Below are 17,823 nucleotides of genomic sequence, written 5' to 3' on the forward strand. Positions count from 1 at the left end.
GGACGGTTTTCAGTACCTAGAAGATGGGATGAAGATAGAAATGGAGTAGCGGAGCGTAGGCAAACCTACGTGAGCAACGGACATTTCGGCTGAATCCCATATTCGACGCTGATGATGCCGCAAGGCATCCTTCGTAATCAAAAGCGAACTTTTTGAACTACCTCTTCAAATACATGTTCAAAAAGAGCGGTTTTCAGTACCTAGAAGATGGGATGAAGCTAGAAATGGAGTAGCGGAGCGTAGGCAACTACGTGAGCAACGGACATTTCGGCTGAATCCCATATTCGACGCTGATGATGCCGCAAGGCATCCTTCGTAATCAAAAGCGAACTTTTTGAACTTCCTCTTCAAATACATGTTCAAAAAGGACGGTTTTCAGTACCTAGAAGATGGGATGAAGCTAGAAATGGAGTAGCGGAACGTAGGCAAAACTACGTGAGCAACGGACATTTCGGCTGAATCCCATATTCGACGCTGATGATGCCGTCAGGCATCCTTCGTAATCAAAAGCGTACTTTTTGAACTTCCTCTAATTATGCTTGTTGTGGTTCGGCTTGTTGGCGGGCTACAGTGTACCGATTAGCTGGAATCTGCACGCCCAGATTGCCTCGTAATGTATCATGCTCATATTCCGTACGATAGAGACCACGCTCTTGCAGGATTGGGACAACAAGTTCTACGAAATCAGACAGTCCGCTTGGTAGCTCAGAAGCGATAATGAAACCATCTGCCGCTTCGGCTTCGAACCATTCTTGCACTTTGTCTGCCACCTGTTCAGGTGTTCCAATAAACTTGCTCTTAGGTGTTGCTGCTCGCAATGCTACTTCGCGCAAGGTAAGCCCTTGCTCTTTGGCATTCTGCTTAATTTTATCTGTGCCGCTACGGAAACTGTTGCTTCCAATGCCATGCAGCTCAGGGAATGGTTCGTCGAGTGGATATTGGGAGAAGTCATGATGCTCGAAGAAACGACCTAAGTAATCAAGTGCTTTCTCAATTGTCACTAGATTTGCAATTTCCTCATATTTACGCTCCGCTTCTTCCTCAGTACGTCCCACAATAGGATTAATTCCCGGAAGGATCACGATATCTTCTGGTTTGCGACCATAGGAAGCAGCGCGAGTTTTGACATCCTTATAGAATGCTTGAGCCTCTTCGATCGTATCATGCCCAGTGAAGACTGCATCCGCCTCTTGTGCCGCTAGTGTCTTACCATCCTCGGAAGAACCTGCTTGGAAAATGACCGGTTGACCTTGACGTGAACGGGCAATATTGAGTGGACCTTGAACGGAGAAGAACTCGCCCTCATGATTGAGCGTATGCAGCTTGGATGAGTCGAAGAATACGCCACTTTCTTTATCCCTTACAAATGCATCATCTTCCCATGAATCCCACAGCCCTTTAGTCACCTGCAAATATTCTGTAGCAATCCGGTAACGCTCGGGATGGGTTGGATGATTGCTTTTACTATAGTTTTTGGCGGAGCCTTCCAGCGGAGAAGTTACAACATTCCAACCAGCACGGCCATCACTGATGAGATCCAGAGAACCGAACTGTCTAGCAACCGTGAAAGGATCACTATATGAAGTCGATAGGGTTCCAACCAGACCAATTTTGGACGTGATTGCAGCCAGCGCAGACAGAATGCTAATTGGTTCAAATCGATTTAGAAAATGGGGAATGGATTTCTCTGTAATGTACAGACCGTCTGCTATGAATACCAGATCGAACTTGCCTTCTTCTGCTTTTAACGTTTGGCGTTTATAAAAATCAAAGCTCACACTTGCATCCGCCTGTACATCTGGATGTCTCCAAGTGGTCATGCTACCTCCAACCCCGTGTACAATCGCTCCAAATTTCAAACTACGTTTTGCCGTCATATCCGCTTCCGCCTCTCTCTGAGTAAATGATGGGATAACCACTTATATTCGTTAACCTAGAAGTTATTGATAATGACCCACGTTCGCAGAGCAACCATCCCAAACGCTGTTCTCTCAGGCTTTCCGACTATTCAACAATTTGAGAAAACAATAAAAGTTAACTATTCCTATGAGTTTGGTTTGTTTTAATTTCACAAATCTTATCACTGCCCTGCTAATGGGTCAACTATGTTTCTTATAGAACTTTTCTATATGTGCATTGGATAATCCAAAGGAACACTTTACCTTAGTCATGTATAGGTCAAAATTAACTCTCCCGACTACCCTATGCCGTGATAACAGCCCATCGCAGCCGGGAAAGTTTGCTTTTACAAAAAGATCTATTACGATCCAACTTAAAGTGCGTGTTCAAAAAGGTCGGTTTTCAGTACCGAGAAAAGGGGACTTTTTGAACAACCTCTTAAACGGCTGCCGCTTCGTCCTGGCGTTCAAGAAGCTCTACCAGTTTTTCCAAATCCGCCTCTAGCAAGGCTTCATACTTGCCGTCTTTGCCTACCTCAATCACAGGTACATGACGGATACCATACTTGGCTTCCAATACATCTCTCAATACGTCGTTGCCTTGTACTTCAATGTTCTCAAAAGGCTGGTTTCGCTCGGTCAAAAATGCCTTGACCTCCCCGCAAAAATGACAACCTGTTTTGCTCCAGAGCACTACTTTTTTGGATGAAGAAGACATCGACATACCTCCTGATTGGATTCAAGATTATGATCAGGGGTTACTATCCCAGACCATTAATTCCTATCTGTTAAATAAGAATTATGGCTATAAATGTACTCCCGTGCCTATCAGGCGTCAATCCATCTGCTAATAGAATAAACCTATAACCGGATAGAAAGATTAAATTTAAAAATTTAATTTGGGGCTCAATTAAAAAAGAAAGGCTACTCTTATCCGCTTATATAAGGCGGCTTCACAGGCTTCTGGGGAAATAGGACATGTTGCACTCCTAGAGGAATATTTCTCGCAAGCTTGCATGCATTGAACCATCTGTTGCGCGTTATGCACATACAAAACAAAACAATCATCAGCAAAGGCTAACCCGTCACTACGAATTAGTCTGGTCATACAAAAAAGCCCCTTCCCATCTATGATAGCTGTCTTCATCAGAAGCAGTCACCGCAGATGGGAAGAGGTCTTGAATGGCACATTGGTTATTTTTCGCATGGATGGGGGCTGAAGCGTTCCCTTCCCACACCGTATGTAATCATTGAATGTGGAATGAAGGCGGCGTAATTTGATCGTCGTGCCACAACACTTCATTCCACATCAAGCGAACCCTAAGCCTCACGAACGCTGCTCCAATCATTACAAATCTTCGTTCAAGAGCTGCGGTGGGGCAATAATAGGCCAGCTTTCTTCGATCAAGCGTAATTGCTCTACAGGCATGTGCACAACATGCGCAGAATGTACGCCCCAGCGCTCGGATACATAAGTCGTTACAAACCTTCTGCGTTTGCCCCCGCTAATCTGGTAACAGATCTCCGGTGCATCTGCTGCTGCAACAATCGTTCCTTCCGGCCAAACCTTTTGTGAGCCCTCCATGGATGAGCCCTGCACCTGATGAAATTCCAGCGGCCATGCCTGTACTTCGCTCGTTGATTCCACCGCCTCTCCCACAGGAATGCTGAGCAGTTCAGGTTTGGCAATCTGAACGGGTGAAATACCGCGTGGTACAGGGATATTTAATTTGCGACGCTGTCCACCAACCAAGGTGTAGACCTCTCCTTTTGCATCCGATATGAATGAGCCCTCTGGATAGAACTCACTGCTGCGTCTGAATGATAATGTAAGATCTGCGCTTCCCTGAGTGGATATGCGTTGTCTTGGATCTACCTGTTGCTTGTTCACCGAGACGGTGGAAGGCATTCCACGAAGTGCAAGTTGGTTTGTTTCTGTAACAAGCGCATGAGGATCTCCCCATTTTTTTGAAAAAAACTGCTCGTTCCCTTCGTTGACCACCACGTAATTCTGCTCACCTAACGCCTTCATGCTCACACTTCCGAAATGATGGATGAAAGCATCCCCAGCTACCGCAAGCTCATATCCAGCCAGCTTCACACGGATGATCCAATCATCATCCTCGAAGTTGCCGACAGCATAGCCTTCGTCCAGATAACCGACACGCTCCCATAACTCACGCGTGAACAGCCAGCAGAACCCAACCAGTCGATCCGTTAACCGATGCTTCTTCGCATCCGGACGATTATGCTGGCTCGCAAATGACCACATATCCGCCACTTCACGATAAGGAACCTCGATCTGCTGATCACCGCCGATGTAGTTCGTTACTGGCCCAACCACACCGATCTTCGGATCACTATCCAGACATGCCATCATGTTGTCGAGCCAGCCTGGTGTGACTAGGGTATCATTGTTCAGAACGACGATATGTCTACCTCGCGCCATCATCAAGCCATAGTTTACCCCGCCTGCAAATCCACGGTTCACGTCCAACGCAGCCACTCTGACCACACCGCCAATGCGAAGCAAGGCTTGTGCTGTACCATCTTTGGAGGCATTGTCCACAACGATAATCTCGTAGGGGGCTGGTGTATGTTTTTCAATGCTCGCAATACATTTCAACACATAATCACGTTGATTGTAAGTGGGGATAATGATACTTACCCCTTCAAAAACAAGACCGAACGAGCTCTGTCCCTGCGCTACTCCTTGATCGTACCCTCTGCGATAACCCTGCTTATATAACTTTGCACCTTTGGCTGCCCGTCGTCCAGTTCGTCTGCGCTTAGACTTTTGCCCTACACGTTTGTTTACCGAGTGTAAAGTAACACGCTCCGATTCAAGACTGCGTGTAGCTGCGGTCATTCCAACAGCACGTTTCCCTGAACCACCAGATGTATGACTACTGCTCCTCATGCTTCCCCCTCCATTTCTCTTCAATGAGAGCCGAGCGCAGATGATATAGCTCTGCCCTCGGCATTCATTAGAGATGAAGCTCTCCTGTAACCAGTTTGTCAGCTAAATGTCCAAAATCCAACGCAACTCTGCCAAGTTCGCCTGCAATTCGGCGACATATGATCACGGCCGGAATTCCGGCAGCAACGAGTGCAATGTCAAAAGCCGTCTCTGCTGTCTGCTGCATCACCCTTGGAATATCTGCATATCCTTCCACAGAACCGATAACCCCCACAACATGAATGCCATGAGATTGAAACAGTACCCCCAGTTCATGAGCCTTGCTGCCGATTAACAATACCCGCCGCCCATGTAGAACAGGCAGCAATAGACCTGACTGATGCAATCCGTAATTGATGGTGGAGCTAGTCAGCTTCAGACGTGACCAATCGATTCCAAAGTGCCGTAAGACAGGAAAAAGCAACCCTTGGAATGTGGGTGCCCGCGAGATCGGAACCCCGACACAATCTGCACCTTGAATGGCTTCGGCGAGCGTAGCCCGAATCTCAGGTGTAGAACGTGGCACCCCTGCATAAGGCAGAAACGGTGCGAGTTCCTGCACCTCCTCCGCGGGCAGCACCGTATCGGCTGCCAAGGCCAACAGTTCGCCATCGCCTAGGCGAACGACGGAAAGGGGGCGCTGGGCATCCAATGCGCCCACAAGCTGTTCAGCCACCTCATGGGGGCTGGACAGCCTCGCCAGGCTGGGCGCGTATTGGCGGAATCCCGCCGCGATCAGATCTGCCGCCGCAACGGCGGGCAGAATATGATCCGGCGGGATGTGCTGCGCCACCAGCGCCTCCCCGCCCGCGAACACACCGTCGCGGTAGCCCTCGGCATAGCCGCCGGGCACAGCCGCCGCATGCACTGCGTGCTGCGCTGGCGGCAAGCCCTGTGCGCTGCCCATACCTGGGGCAGCGCCTTCCCGCCCCGCGGCGGCGACACCCTGCGGGAGTGTCGCTTGCGGGGCGGCGCCAGCACCGCTGGCAGGCAACGCCCTTGGCGTGCTGGCCTGCGGTGCTGGCGTAAGCGCACGGCGCGAAGCCGTGCGCTGGGTGTTGCGGGCGGCGATCGCTCGCCCGCCGGGCGCTGCTCCGGGCTTGCGCCCTGCGCTTGCCCGTGAGCCATGGCGCGTGCGTGCTGCAGCCCGCGCGCCTGAGGGCTTGCGCGCAGCCCGTCTGCGACCTGGCAGCGCAACGCTTGTGCCCCGCATTTTGGACGGGGCACCTGAACGAGCACTCGCACCAGCCTTGCTCTTGGGCTTACTTGCGGCTCTGCTCCTTACCGAGACTTCTCCACTCGCACGCTGTTCGCGAGGTTCACCATGGTGAAGAGAAGCGCCTGCTTGCGCATGAAACAGCGTCTCCGCTGCTCGGATCACTGTAGTTCGCCCTGAAGCGCTGCTCATACCCACACGTGGCCGATTAGAATTGCTATTTCCTGTGCCTTTCCAATGTCCTTGACCCTGAAATGCTGCCGGATGGGTACCCCTGGACTTGCCGGTTACCCAGGCTCCAGCGGGCCTGTTGCGTTTGGCTACTTTCACGGCATTTCCTCCCCTGATCTTCGTTAGGAGTGCCACTGCTCCTCAGCATCGGCGCAGGATCATCTGCTCTTCCATAGGGCACCGCACAGCAGCATATGAAAATCATTTTACGGCAGTTGGCCTTTCATTCGAACGGACGCTTCCTGTAGAGATTCAAACGTACCAGCATCGCTCCAATATTTTTGCAAAATATCGTACTCCAGCCCACCTGCCGCTGCATAATGATTATTTACATCAGTGATTTCAAGCTCTCCACGGGCAGAAGGTGCAATGCTACCGATGAGGTTGAACACATGATCATCGTACATATAAATTCCGGTCACACAGTAGGATGTCTTTGGATGACTTGGTTTTTCCTCAATATGCGTAATACGTTCTGGGTGCTGGGGATCAAATTCCGGTACTCCATACCGTCTGGCGTCATCCACTCCCTTTAACAACACACGAGCTGTTCCTTCAGGTTGCTGTACATAGCGATCAACATAAGGTTTCAGATCATCACTGAACAAGTTGTCACCCAACAGCACAACAAATCGTTCTCCCGGAAGGATAAAAGACCTTGCCAAATCCAAAGCTTCTGCAATGCCGCCTGCTTTCTCCTGGATCCGATAAGTCAAACGAACACCCAGCTCTGCCCCGCCACCCAAAAAATCGGTATATAGACCGGCCGACTGTTTGCCCATCACGATCAAAATATCTTCAATCCCCGCCTGACGGAGCCTGTCGATTCCATATACAATCATCGGATGTTTACCGACTGGAAGCAGATGCTTGTTGATCAGCCGCGTCAGAGGGTACAGTCTTGTTCCTGTTCCGCCAGCAAGAATAACACCTTTCATTTCACGTTGCCTCCTTCATCGGATGTCTCAATATATTCAAGAGGATCGACCTGCCATTTGTTGATGAAAATAGAGCGATTACGCTCCAGTAACTGTTTCCATGTATCCGGATCCGTCTTCAGAAAACTTGCACTACCTTGATGATGAACGAGAACATCGCCGCATACCCGTAAACGAAAGCCCTTGACCCGGGCGCGATAACAATAATCATCATCCTCATAATGTCCCGGCGAATACGCCTCGTCAAGCAAGCCAATGGAATCGAGTACGCGTCTCCGAATAAGCATACATAACCCAACGATCCGTTTAACCTCTATCCATTTCTCAGGGTCGCTTACATTGTTCTCTCTCGCCAGCTCCTGAAAATGCTCCATGCTGTGAAAATCCACCTTAACCTGTTGAATTCCGCTGGCGTAATTGGTGACAGGCCCAGTAATTCCAACCTGCTCATCACTATAGAGCGCAGTTCGTAAATTTTCGAGCCAGCAAGAGGTCACCGTAACGTCATTATTCAAAAGGAGAAGCTCATCTCCAATAGCTACACGTAGCCCTGCATTGCAGGCAGCAGGGAATCCACGATTTTCAGGCAACCGGACAAATCTTAGACGTTCCTTGGCGCAATAAGCGGCCGTACCATCTGTAGAACCGTTATCCACAACGACAATCTCGTAAGGGGTATTTTCACCTGTATATTGACGGATCGACGCAATGCAGGATTGCAATAGATCTAATCCGTTATAGGTTGGAATGATGATACTCGTACAAGTCATCAGGTGTTCCTCCTGTAAGCCACTTCACTGCGGGATAACGTGGGTTCCAGCACCTCTTTACCTACTACATTCAGCCATTCGGCAATCGCTTCAAGATGATCTCCAATAATGAGTTTAGCAACTGAATTGCCGCTACCTACATTGGTGGAACGAAGACGATTGGAACGAATGACGTCCACCTGGCTAGGTGCCCTTACTCTTAATCCATGTTGGATTGCCAGAGCTTGCGCTTTAGGCGGAACAACGAGAGACTCCGGATTCACTGCCTGAATCATACGCCGAGATAACGCATGGGGCACAGCCGTAAGAGAATTCGATTGAAGATCGGCTCTACCCAATGTGCGATTGAGATATGCCTTCATACGAGTAACCTCATCTTGGCGTGCGAATGCAGGCAATAAGGAGGAGAGATCGTTGAGTGCCACATCGTCTCCGCGATCAACTGCATATAGAAAAGGCGCCAATTGCTCAGCAGGAATGACCATATCCCCATCCACAAACAGAACGGTTTCTGCTGTCGTTACCTTAGCACCCATTGCACGACCAACATCATGACCTGCACGATTCGGCTCATAGACAAGGGTCACTCTTGAATGGGCAAGCACCTGCTCCAGACTTTGGTCGGTTGTTCCGTTCAATACAACAACGATTTCTGTCAGAGGAAGCCGTTTGAGTTGTACGATCACTTGTGCCAACGTGCCCTCTTCGTTACAGGCACTGACTACAGCCGCCGCAGTACGATGAAGATGCACAGGTACAATATTCAGTGACCGTCCAGCCGAACGGGAATACCCCTGCATAAATGCCTTCCCTGCCTGCATAACATCCTCATAATGATCCAACCGCTCGGATAAAGTAGGCCAGCATTCGCGCCAAGCAAGATGTGCCTGTTGCTCCATGGAATCCATATTCCCCGAGCCATGCCGCCCCGCTTGTTCACCGCATTGCCATGACTGCTGGAACACCGCTCGATTCGTTTCCTGCTTCGTGGTTTGTTTCTTCAACAATTGCCCTCGCCTTGCTCGCATACCTCTTTTTAGTGTTCGCTGATGGCGAACGCCAACGACACGGGCTTTCATGTTGTCACCTCCAGCATATTGCATCATTCAACCTACAAACTTCCGAACACCATAACTTTAGAGCACAGATATTTTCCAAGCTGCCGTCCATCAAAGGATAAAGATGAACACACCTCATGCTCTATCGCGCGGTGCCTGGAAGCCCTTTGTGAATGCTTGCAAAATGCTCACCTCGCCAGGCTACGTACCCGCTCCAGATCGGAATGTCCGCCACGGGAACCAAGTGTATCCGTTATCCATTTGATCGCCGTTAGATGATCAGTCAAGATCACTTGGCTTAATAGATCGGCGCTTCTTCGTTTGCGTAACCGGACTGCGTTCATTCTACCTACAGGCACATGGTGCACTGCACGTACCTGCAATCCACCGACCACTGCTTTGGCCTGTGCCAGTGGAGGAATCTCCAAACATCCAGCACCTATAACCTCAAGAGCCTTACGACTTATCGCATGTGGAATGGCTGTCATCGAGGCTCCCTGCAGATCCGGTCTCGTTAACATACTATTCAGCACATGTTTGGCTTCCACCACCGGATGTATAGGGTTTCGTGTAATTGGACCGTTATAGTCGTTCAGAGCGACGTCTGTTCCATCCATAATCGCTTGCACATAAGGCGCTAGCTGCTCTGGAGAGATCGGAATGTCTGCATCTGTGAATAATAATATGTTGCCACGAGCCACCATCGCACCTGCTCGCCGACCACCGTCATGACCCAGAGCCTCTGTATAACTGATTACACGTGCACCTGCCGCTCTTGCAGCTCTAGCCGTACCATCTGTTGAGCCGTTGACCACTACAATGACTTCCGAATTCCGGCATATACGCCGAGCGAAACGAACCACCTTGCCTATCGTTTTCTCTTCGTTCATTGCCGGAATAATGACCGAAAGCAATGGGCTGTGCTCTGATCGCTCCATAGCTGGAATGACATACCTATAGGTCTTTGTACCTTTTCTACGTATCGATTTCAATCGCTGTCTCTGCTGCTGTGTCCTACTTCGTTTGGAGCTTGGTTTGGCACCAGTCCGAGCTATACTACGGCGGTTTTGCAACCATATCACCTCCCAGTGAAAATCATCAGCATGCAAGGGAGTACACGTTATTCTATGTATTCGTGGAGAAGTGGAAACGGCGTTTGTCCTTGATTGACGTGCACTTCTCCCAGCAAAATCCGCTTTCACTCCGTCTCTTCCAGACAAATTCCGTCAAATTATTGGTAAAAGGTTGCTTATCCCCTACTTTAGACATAATTTTGGGCAAAAACTAAAAATTCTTCTTTTCCAAACTTTTACATTGTGATACTATACGTTCAAGCCTTTAACTTACAAAAAAATCCTTATACAGAACATAAGTTCCTAATCGAACTTTTCACGTCTGTTAATTAACCTTAGGACAATTCTTAAGTGCGTTTCAATTCATTGCTTACATCACTTGAGAGGAGGGATGCCGTTCACGATATACAACCCAATTCCCGGTTACGCGAACCTGGTAGGAACACCCCGGCTGCGTAAGACTTCTTCTGCTTCGCAAGTAGACAACACCCCCTGGCATCCGAAAGAGGAAAGGCAATAGACGATATTGAGCAAGCGACCGGATCGGAAACAGTGACCTTGCTAATCTGGTATGAGACAAGCTGTCCGAACGATTGACTTATAACCGTCTGTGTAACATTCCACGCTTCAGGATTAGCCCCACGCTCCGCGCTGCCCACGTCGCAGTCGGAACTCCACCCAAGAATGGCATGATATGCTTCCCCCAAAAAATTGAATGAATGGAGCGTTTACTATGAAATTTGCCAAAGTTATGCCAACAATTCTTGGAGGAGCACTTTTGCTCGCTTCCGTATCTTCTGCAGGAGCAGCTCCGTTGTCAGATCAATCCATTCCGTTGCAAACGCCATACGTATCTGAGGAGGGGATTCCTTTGAACAGCGGCTCCGACGAAACCATCTTCAATTACCTTGGGCAACAAGAACAATTCCTGAATTCGGACGTAACGTCCCAGCTCAAAATTATAAAAAGAACCACGGACACCTCTGGCATAAGACACTTCCGTTTGAAGCAATACATTAAGGGAATTCCGGTCTACGGTGCAGAGCAAACGATTCATTTGGACAAAACAGGAGCCGTTTCCTCCGCGCTTGGCGATCTTCCTCCTGTTGAAGAGCAATCCATCCCGAACGACGGTGTGGCTGAGATCAGTGCTGAAGATGCCATTCGTATTGCCTCTGAAGAAGCCACTTCCCGCATTGGCGAGCTGGGCGAAGCCCAAAAAGACCCACAAGCTGAATTGAACATCTATCACCATGAAGAGGATGGTCAAACCTACCTTGTATACATTACCGAAGTCAATGTACTTGAACCTGCCCCGCTGCGGACAAAATATTTCATTAATGCCGTCGATGGCAGCATCGTATCTCAGTTTGACCTCATTAACTTTGCCACAGGAACAGGTACAGGTGTCCTTGGTGACACCAAAACCCTAACCACTACTCAATCGGGAAGCACATTCCAATTAAAAGATACGACCCGTGGTCGAGGCATTGAGACGTATACGGCCAATAATCGTTCCTCACTGCCAGGTACCTTGCTCACCGATTCAGACAATGTCTGGACAGACCGCGCAGGAGTAGATGCACATGCATATGCTGCTGCCACCTATGACTTTTACAAAAACAAGTTCAACCGCAACGGAATCGATGGTAATGGCTTAATCATTAAATCAACCGTGCATTACGGCTCCAACTATAACAATGCTTTCTGGAACGGTGTGCAAATTGTATTTGGTGATGGAGACGGTACAACCTTCACTTCCCTATCTGGTGATCTCGATGTGGTAGGACATGAATTAACTCATGGTGTCATTGAATACACAGCAGATCTCGAATACCGGAATGAACCTGGTGCATTGAATGAAGCTTTTGCTGATATTATGGGGAACACCATCGAAAGTAAAAACTGGTTGCTTGGAGATGCCATATACACGCCTAACATTCCGGGCGATGCATTACGCTCCCTCTCTAATCCTACCTTGTATGGACAACCTGATAAGTACAGCGATCGTTACATCGGTTCACAGGATAATGGTGGTGTTCATATTAATAGCGGAATCATCAATAAAGCTTATTATCTCGCAGCACAAGGCGGTACTCATAATGGTGTAACGGTAACTGGAATCGGACGTGACAAAGCGGTGAAAATTTTCTACAGTACACTTGTGAATTATTTGACACCAACGTCCAAGTTTGCCGCTGCCAAAACAGCAACAATTCAAGCAGCCAAAGATCTGTACGGCGCTAATTCGACTGAAGCAACAGCGATTACCAAAGCCTATCAGGCTGTAGGACTATAATTAATCTCTAACTGTGGTGAACGTTCCGACACCCCTCACTGTCCGAACGGATCAACCCTAATGATGAACAAAAGCGGTGTCCTGGACAAATCCGGGAACCGCTTTTGCTTGTTATAATGTAGAAATATATATAGTACATGTTCAACAAAGGCAATTTTCAGTACTAGGAAGATGGGATGAAGTATATTTCGTATCAAAAGCAGACGTTTTAGTCAACCTCTTATAGGGAAGGTCCCGCAGCGATCCATGACAACAAACCATACGTATGCTTGCAGCCTACCGCACGCGAAACCTCCAGCACTGCCTCATCCTCACTTTGAGATAGCAGAGATACCTGAAATCCACGATCATTGCTCATCGCAACAATAACATAATGCTCTGATGCAAATGACTCTTCAAATGCAACCGTCACCTCTACGCATTCTTCATTCTCAGGCAAGATGAATGCCTCCATACCGAATTGTTGCACAACCAGTTGACGGCTGACACTACGTACAGGTTGGAATGATAGATGCTGAGGCTGAACCGCGCCTGCTTGTAACTGCTCGCTACCCACAATATTGTCACACAAATGCTCTTGTTGAACGGACTGTTCATTGAGCTGGAACGTATCATTGCTGCTACTTGCCTCGGTTACATCTGACGCTTCCCCCGCTGTTGGAGTCCATTCGTCCCTCAATATTTCAGTCTTTGGTTCTATAACCGATTGTTCCTTCCATTCTTGAACAGATGTCTGAAGGAACTGGATTGCCTCGGCATGTGCCACAGTTTGTTCTTCCAATTGTGTAAGTTGCTGTTGTTGATCTGCTAATGTGAGTTGTGTCTGATGATCCGACTCGTTCAGTAAACTGAGCTGGTTAACCAGATCCAGATGATCCGAGAAGTTAGACTGGTTGATTGGATTAATGGGGTCGAGTGGATTCAATTGATCTTCTTCTACATTTGCAGGTGCTTCCTGCCTTTTTGTGGCCTCAAGCTGTTCCAGCGTTTCTCCACTCACCTGACGAATTGCAGTCCAGATATCCTCACTTAAATGTGAAGCATTCACAATCCCTTCATTTAAATGACGAGATGTGATGCTCTGCTCACTGAGCTTGCTTCCGTTAATGGCACCATCCGCAAATTTCTCTGCTGTGATAGCTCCATCTTGAATGTGAGCTGTGTTGATGCTTTGTGCTTGGATATGATCTGCTTGTATGGCTCCGTCCTGAATATGGGTTGCGTCGATGCTTTGCGCTTCGATATGATCCGCTTGAATAGCTCCGCCCTGAATATGAGCTGATTGTACGCTCTCTTCAGACAGGTGTGCACCAGATACTGCTCCTTGCACCAGTTTGCTACCATCCACACTACCTTCAGCAAGTTTACCCAACGTCACGGATCCACTCTGTAAAGCTTCTGTTGTTACGCTCCCCACTTCCAAATGAGAAGCGTGAATGCTCCGCTCTTGAATGTGTTCTCCATAGATACTCTGTGCTTGAATATGATCTGCGTTAATGCTTTGCCCTTGGATATGACCGGCTTGAATGGCTCCGTCCTGAATATGGGCTGCATCGATGCTTTCCGCTTCGATGTGGTTCGCTTGAATAGCTCCGTGCTGGATATGATCTGCCAGAACAGCCCCGCCTTGAATATGAGCTGATTGTACGCTCTCTCCAGACAGGTGTGCACCAGATACTGCTCCCTGCACCAGTTTGCTGCTATCCACACTGCCCTCAGCAAGTTTATCCAACGTCACGGATCCACTCTGTAAAGCCTCTGCTGTTACGCTCCCCACTTCCAAATGAGACGCCTGAATACTCTGTGCTTGAATATGATCTCCGTTGATGCTCTGTACTTGAATGTGATCTGCGTTGACGCTTTGCGCTTGGATATGATCTGTTTGAATGGCTCCGTCCTGAATATGGGCTGCATCGATGCTTTGCGCTTGAATGTGATCTGTCTGGATAGCCCCGCCTTGAATATGAGCTGATTGTACGCTCTCTTCAGACAGATGCACACCAGATACTGCTCCCTGTAACAATTTGCTGCCATCCACACTGCCCTCAGCGAGTTTATCCAGCGTCACGGATCCGCTCTGCAAAGCCTCTGTTGTTACACTTCCCACTTCCAGATGAGACGCCTGAATACTCTGCTCTTGAATGTGTTCTGCGTTGATGCTTTGTGATTGGATATGATCCGCTTGAATGGCTCCATCCTGAATATGATCTGCGTTAATGCTTTGCGCTTCGATATGATCCGCTTGAATAGCTCCGTGCTGGATATGACCTGCTTGGATAGCCCCATCTTGAATATGAACTGACTGCACGCTCTCTTCAGACAGATGTGCACCGGATACTGCTCCCTGCACCAGTTTACTGCCATCCACACTGCCACTTGCCAGCTTAGAGCGAGTCACGGATTCTTCTTGCAAAATAATAGAACTGACGGATTCTTCTTCCAGATGAGATGTACCAATGCTCCGTTCGTGGATATGATGGGCGAAGATTGCTCCATCGTTAATATGGCGTGATTGTACCGCTCCTTGCTGAAGCTGAACAGTGCTGATTGAATCTGCTTTCAAGTGCAATCCACTGATCAAGCCCGGTTGCAGGTGCGCCTCTGTCACAGATAACGGTGCCAGATGATCCGTCTGAACGGAGCCGGGGAGGATATGATGGGAAGTAATGGCCTGCTCATTAATATGTTCCCCATGAACACTGTCTGCCTTCAGATGATGTGAATGAATAACCTGATTGCTCAGATGATCAGACTTGATGATGCCATCAGCCAGATGAATGGATGTTACTGCGGATGGCTGCAGATGCTCACTGCTCACTGACTCGTGCTGTAATGTGTTCGAAGATACGGAATCTGCAACGAGATGTTCTGCATTAATCGAACCTGGACGCAATTTATTACCTGTAATACTTCCATCTGCAAATAACTCTGGGGACCGAATCTCATCTGCCAAGTGCTCCAGTGAAACGGAGTGCTGCTTCAGATGATAACCACGAAGCGTTCCTGCAGGGATATGCTTAGCTGTAATACTCTCAGCCATGATTTTACTGGACGTGACGCTACCATCTGCGAGTTTGGCTGAAGTCACAGCCAGATCTGCTAATTTATCTGTGGCAACACTCTCTGGTGACAATTTCGGTGAAGTCACTGAATGATCTGTGAGATGTGGCGGGAAAATACTACCTCCAGCGATCTGGCCGGAAGTCACACTTCCCGGAGCCAATTTATCGGTGGTAACCGCGCCACGAGATATGGCATCCGTTTGCACACTTCCAGGCTGCAGATGGGGTACCCCTACAGCATGCTCGGTTAGGTGCTCCGACTTCACCGCATAAGGTCGAAGAGCATCTGAACCAACGCTTCCTGGCGAAAGATGAGCCCCCGTCACTCCGCCATGTGCAAGATGTGATGATGATACACTTCCTGGAGCAATGGCTCTGCTACTGATCGATGCTGAGCCTAGTTTTTCTTCCGTTATACTTTCATCCGCAAGCTTCGCGTCTGTTACCGCACCATCCTGCAGTTCATACGTACCTACGGCAGACTCCGTCAGATGCTGTGTGGAGACAGCTCCGGGTGCAATTGCATCTGCAGACACACTGTCTGTGGCTAAATGCGTAGCCTCAATGCTCCCACTCGCAATATGGATGGAATGGATCGCTGCATTATCCACATGCACAGGCGATATGCCTCGGTTGGCAATATGCTCTGCACGAACAGAACCTTTGGCGATATGCTTGCCATGTACTGCCTCATCTGCAATTTTGGAAGCAACAATACTCTGATCCGCAATCTTGGAAGCTGTAATTGACTGTTCCAGTAGTTTCGCTGTCCCTACAGATTGATCAGCCAATTTACTGCTGGTTACGGCGCCATCCACCAGATGTTCATTGGTCACTTCGCCCGTACCGATCTGTTCTCTGCCTACAGCAGCCGTCCGAAGCTGATTGGATCCTATTGCTCCGTCTACCAAATGTCTTCCGCTCAGCGAGCCTTCAGCCAAATGTCTTGCTTCAATTGCACCGTCTTCAATCTGCTCACTTCCAATGCTACCCGCCGCGAGCTGGGAACGATTGATTGCCCCTTCCGCCAGATGAGTCTGTTTAATCGCACCTGACTGAATGTGACGAGATTCCACCGATTGTTCTTCAAGCTTACTGCTGGTGACCGCTCCCTCACGAATTTTAGCTGTGGTCACTGCTTCGTCCGCTAATTTGGATGTATGCACAGCCCCACCTGTCAGGTGGCGAGTATCTACACCGCTGATGGCAATTTTATCTCCAGTAACGGCTTGGTTTTTGATTAAGTCCTCCGTAACGAGCATGCGACTAAGGTGCCTTGTGCCAATTGAACCATCTGCAATTTTGGCGGCATCAATAACCTGATTGCCAAGCTTTTGTGATGTGATGCTGCCATCTCTTATTTTCTCGCCGCCAACAGAAGCATTACGTATTTTGTAGCCAGATACTGAGCCATCAATTAAATGTTCCTCTGATACGGAAGCTTCAGCCAGTTTAGCAGACACAATCGCACCATCTGCGATATGAATGCTAGTCACCGCATAGTCCTGTAACGCTTCGCTACCAACAGCTCCGGGCTTCATTTTGGATGCATCCACCGAGAACGGCGCAAGCCTACTCTCTGTTACCGCATACTCACTTAGGTCATCCGTATAGATATATGCTCCCGTTGAGCCTGGCATCTGATTCTGATTCAAGATATATCGGCGATCCTGACTCGTGATTTCCTTCGGCTCTTCTAGAACACTGGGTGCCACACTACTTACTTGGATTTTCTTGGGTTCATCCACGACCACAGGCGTAGACAACTCTGGTTCGCTTGCCACTTTTGGCTCTGGTTTCACTGCTGGTGCTTCAGATTGTACTGCTTCTGGTTCAGATCGTACTGCTTCTGGCTTGATGGGCTCTTCCGCGTTTGTTGCATCTGCAGTATGATTCGTCGATTCCGAAGAAGATTCTACAGGTGTCTGATTCTCAATAGCTTTAGAAGCTGGTACATGTGTCTCCAGCCGTTCTTCCTTGTGCAAGAACGGATCCGATTTAATCGAGCCGATACGGCGATCCGTCAGTTCCAATTCCTTAAACTTCGGGCTCACATGCCGCAGTTTCGGCGTAAGAACCTTCTTTTTGCCTCTTTTACTCATGCAGCTTGCTCCTTCCTCTCACGTTCGTCTCCGGCATCATATGCTTCAATCTAGGCATCTGCCACTTATAATCCGGACTTTTATCCATAAAGAATCCATCATGTACAAGCAAGAACGGATGGGATGAACCCCCTACAGTGAAATAGGCTACGTACGGTGACATCGAAAAAGGCGGCTGTCCATGCCCTCTGAGCAAAAATGTCATACGATATCGTAT

The 17,823-nt window shown here is 48.7% G+C and carries 11 protein-coding genes; 2 read left to right on the top strand and 9 right to left on the bottom strand.

Going from position 1 to position 17,823, the window contains the following annotated elements; genetic code table 11:
- Positions 1-533: 533 nt before the first annotated feature.
- The 4 genes from DMB88_RS24195 to DMB88_RS24210 form a co-directional block, all read right to left on the bottom strand.
- On the bottom strand, positions 534-1,877 hold the full coding sequence (locus tag DMB88_RS24195; RefSeq protein WP_128103394.1) for an LLM class flavin-dependent oxidoreductase: 1,344 nt from the start codon (positions 1,875-1,877) through the stop codon (positions 534-536).
- 460 nt (positions 1,878-2,337) lie between these two features.
- A complete protein-coding gene (locus tag DMB88_RS24200; RefSeq protein ID WP_128103395.1) occupies positions 2,338-2,616 on the bottom strand; it encodes a glutaredoxin family protein in 279 nt (92 codons plus the stop codon).
- A gap of 630 nt (positions 2,617-3,246) precedes the next feature.
- A complete protein-coding gene (locus tag DMB88_RS24205; RefSeq protein WP_254438326.1) occupies positions 3,247-4,818 on the bottom strand; it encodes a glycosyltransferase family 2 protein in 1,572 nt (523 codons plus the stop codon).
- Positions 4,819-4,885: 67 nt separating this feature from the next.
- Positions 4,886-5,710 carry a GT-D fold domain-containing protein gene (locus DMB88_RS24210; protein ID WP_254438327.1) on the bottom strand — a complete coding sequence of 275 codons (825 nt, stop codon included), beginning with the start codon at positions 5,708-5,710 and terminating at the stop codon, positions 4,886-4,888.
- A gap of 193 nt (positions 5,711-5,903) precedes the next feature.
- Here DMB88_RS24210 and DMB88_RS24215 point away from each other — a divergent pair, with 193 nt between their 5' ends.
- Entirely contained in the window at positions 5,904-6,188 is a 285-nt protein-coding gene (locus DMB88_RS24215) for a hypothetical protein (RefSeq protein ID WP_128103396.1), read from the top strand.
- A gap of 322 nt (positions 6,189-6,510) precedes the next feature.
- On the opposite strand, the gene DMB88_RS24220 is transcribed toward DMB88_RS24215, so the two are convergent.
- The 4 genes from DMB88_RS24220 to DMB88_RS24235 form a co-directional block, all read right to left on the bottom strand.
- The gene (locus DMB88_RS24220) at positions 6,511-7,242 is read right to left on the bottom strand and encodes a sugar phosphate nucleotidyltransferase (RefSeq protein ID WP_128103397.1); all 732 of its coding nucleotides are present in this window, start codon (positions 7,240-7,242) and stop codon (positions 6,511-6,513) included.
- Positions 7,239-8,012, bottom strand: coding sequence for a glycosyltransferase family 2 protein (locus DMB88_RS24225; RefSeq protein WP_128103398.1), 774 nt, complete (start codon positions 8,010-8,012; stop codon positions 7,239-7,241). The genes DMB88_RS24220 and DMB88_RS24225 overlap by 4 nt, the downstream gene beginning before the upstream one ends.
- On the bottom strand, positions 8,012-9,091 hold the full coding sequence (locus DMB88_RS24230; protein WP_254438328.1) for a glycosyltransferase: 1,080 nt from the start codon (positions 9,089-9,091) through the stop codon (positions 8,012-8,014). The genes DMB88_RS24225 and DMB88_RS24230 overlap by 1 nt, the downstream gene beginning before the upstream one ends.
- 167 nt (positions 9,092-9,258) lie before the next feature.
- Positions 9,259-10,143, bottom strand: coding sequence for a glycosyltransferase family 2 protein (locus DMB88_RS24235; RefSeq protein ID WP_254438329.1), 885 nt, complete (start codon positions 10,141-10,143; stop codon positions 9,259-9,261).
- A 733-nt stretch (positions 10,144-10,876) separates the two neighbouring features.
- Here DMB88_RS24235 and DMB88_RS24240 point away from each other — a divergent pair.
- Positions 10,877-12,442, top strand: a complete 1,566-nt coding sequence (locus tag DMB88_RS24240) for a M4 family metallopeptidase (RefSeq protein WP_128103399.1) — start codon at positions 10,877-10,879, stop codon at positions 12,440-12,442.
- Between the two features lie 220 nt (positions 12,443-12,662).
- Here the strand turns inward: DMB88_RS24240 and DMB88_RS24245 are convergent, their stop codons facing one another.
- Complete coding sequence (locus tag DMB88_RS24245; protein ID WP_128103400.1) at positions 12,663-17,606, bottom strand: WIAG-tail domain; 4,944 nt, start codon at positions 17,604-17,606, stop codon at positions 12,663-12,665.
- Positions 17,607-17,823 lie beyond the last annotated feature (217 nt).

The organism is Paenibacillus sp. DCT19 (genome assembly GCF_003268635.1).
GTDB lineage: Bacteria > Bacillota > Bacilli > Paenibacillales > Paenibacillaceae > Paenibacillus.

Excerpts from the sequence above, each read along its gene's own strand:
- DMB88_RS24195 (WP_128103394.1), bottom strand. The coding sequence starts at position 1,877 with ATGACGGCAAAACGTAGTTTGAAATTTGGAGCGATTGTACACGGGGTT.
- DMB88_RS24200 (WP_128103395.1), bottom strand. The coding sequence starts at position 2,616 with ATGTCTTCTTCATCCAAAAAAGTAGTGCTCTGGAGCAAAACAGGTTGT.
- DMB88_RS24205 (WP_254438326.1), bottom strand. The coding sequence starts at position 4,818 with ATGAGGAGCAGTAGTCATACATCTGGTGGTTCAGGGAAACGTGCTGTT.
- DMB88_RS24220 (WP_128103397.1), bottom strand. The coding sequence starts at position 7,242 with ATGAAAGGTGTTATTCTTGCTGGCGGAACAGGAACAAGACTGTACCCT.
- DMB88_RS24225 (WP_128103398.1), bottom strand. The coding sequence starts at position 8,012 with ATGACTTGTACGAGTATCATCATTCCAACCTATAACGGATTAGATCTA.
- DMB88_RS24230 (WP_254438328.1), bottom strand. The coding sequence starts at position 9,091 with ATGAAAGCCCGTGTCGTTGGCGTTCGCCATCAGCGAACACTAAAAAGA.
- DMB88_RS24240 (WP_128103399.1), top strand. The coding sequence starts at position 10,877 with ATGAAATTTGCCAAAGTTATGCCAACAATTCTTGGAGGAGCACTTTTG.
- DMB88_RS24245 (WP_128103400.1), bottom strand. The coding sequence starts at position 17,606 with ATGAGTAAAAGAGGCAAAAAGAAGGTTCTTACGCCGAAACTGCGGCAT.